This is a genomic window from Zobellia sp. 1_MG-2023, from assembly GCF_030549125.1.
Classification (GTDB): Bacteria; Bacteroidota; Bacteroidia; order Flavobacteriales; family Flavobacteriaceae; genus Zobellia; species Zobellia russellii.
The window spans coordinates 1-1643 of the sequence record NZ_JAUOSY010000022.1 but is presented as its reverse complement, the minus strand read 5'-3'; the positions used below and the strand labels follow the sequence as shown (position 1 = coordinate 1643).

Below are 1643 nucleotides of genomic sequence, written 5' to 3'. Positions count from 1 at the left end.
GGAAAAAAGGAGTATCAAGAAAAGCTGTTCGCCCATTTCCAGTTGAGCGAACGTATACCGAGGAACAATTTCTACAGACGGTTAAAGGAGGTTTTGGAACTCCGGTTCCTTTACGGTCTTACGGAAGGTTATTATGGGAACAGCGGCCAAAAGAGCATAGACCCCGTGGTCTTCTTCAAGCTTTGCCTTGTTGGCTACTTGGAGAACATCATCAGCGACCGCAAGCTTATGGCCCATTGTTCTATGCGGTTGGACATCCTTTATTTCATAGGTTACGATATAGACGAGGAGCTCCCCTGGCACAGTACGATAAGCCGTACGCGCCAACTGTTCCCGGAAAGTGTATTCGAGGAAGTCTTCACCAAGGTTTTACGAATGTGCGTTGAGAAGGGCATGGTGAGCGGCCATACCCAGGCCATAGATTCCGCACCGGTGAAGGCCAATGCGAGTATGGACACCTTGGAGCTGAAAGTTCCGGAGGAGGAACTGGACGAACACCTGCGAAAGGTACGTGTCCTGAGCGCAATGGACAAAGGGGGACCGCACCGCAAGAGCAAGGACGACAGGTCGGACAAAGGCCAGCGCAGCGTTACGGCGGGCAAGAACGAACTGGCGGCTATAAAGGGCAGGAACAAAAAATGGGCGAAGGACCAGGACCAGCGTCCGGGGGCGAAGAACAAGGGGGCCAAGTATACGAGCAACAAAACACATTACAGCCCCACGGACCCCGATGCAAGGATCAGCGTAAAACCTGGCAAGGCCAGAAAGCTGAACTACCTGAGCCAATTGAGCGTTGATACGGCCCACCACGTCATTACGGACATCAGGGCGTACCATGCGGACGGGAAGGACAACCAACAGTTGCCCGACATCGTAAAACGCCTGCAAAGAAGGTTGTGGAAGCAGGGCCTGGTCTGGGAGAACTGCGTAGCGGACACCGGGTATAGCAGTGGTGAGAACTATGCCTTTCTAGAGGGAATCGGGCTAAAGAGTTTCATTCCGCCCCATGGCACGTACAAGGGCGGCCCCACAGGTTTTACGTATAACGAAATCGAAGATCATTATATCTGTCCACAGGAAAAGGTCATCCCGTTCAGAAAGGTATTCAACGATCACCGTACGGGTACGAAAAAGAAAGCGTACCGCGCATCGAGCCTGATCTGTAAGGGTTGCCCGTTGAAATCCACATGTCTGGGCAAGGTGAACGAAAAACAATTTTCGGTCACCTATTATCGTGAGGAGTACGAACGCAACATAGAGCGGGTGAACAGTCCACAGGGCAGGTATATGAAAGGTAAGCGGCAGAGTACGGTAGAGCCCGTTTTCGGTACCCTGACCCAGTTCATGGGACTGAGGAAGATAAATACCATTGGACTTGAACAGGCGAACAAGGTGATGCACCTCTCGGCCATGGCCTATAATCTTAAAAAGTACCTGAAGTTCCAACAGAAACGTTCCAAAAGTGGGGCGGGACGGCTTGGATTTTGTAGCCTTGGTAAAAAGTGCGCTTCAATACTTGTTCGGGACTTGCATAAAGCATCTAAATTTGGTGCCTCGATTCTGACCCGCCATAAAAAAAGCCCCGTAAAGAGGCTTATATAAATCCGTTTTTTGACGGATTAATGGCTTGTGCAACGGTTACC

1 protein-coding gene is annotated in these 1643 nt (G+C 50.9%); it reads left to right on the top strand.

From position 1 onward, the window contains the following. Positions 1-1602: IS1182 family transposase (locus tag Q4597_RS19660; RefSeq protein WP_303407801.1), on the top strand; the 1602-nt coding region annotated here is incomplete at its 5' end. Between the last annotated feature and the right edge of the window lie 41 nt (positions 1603-1643).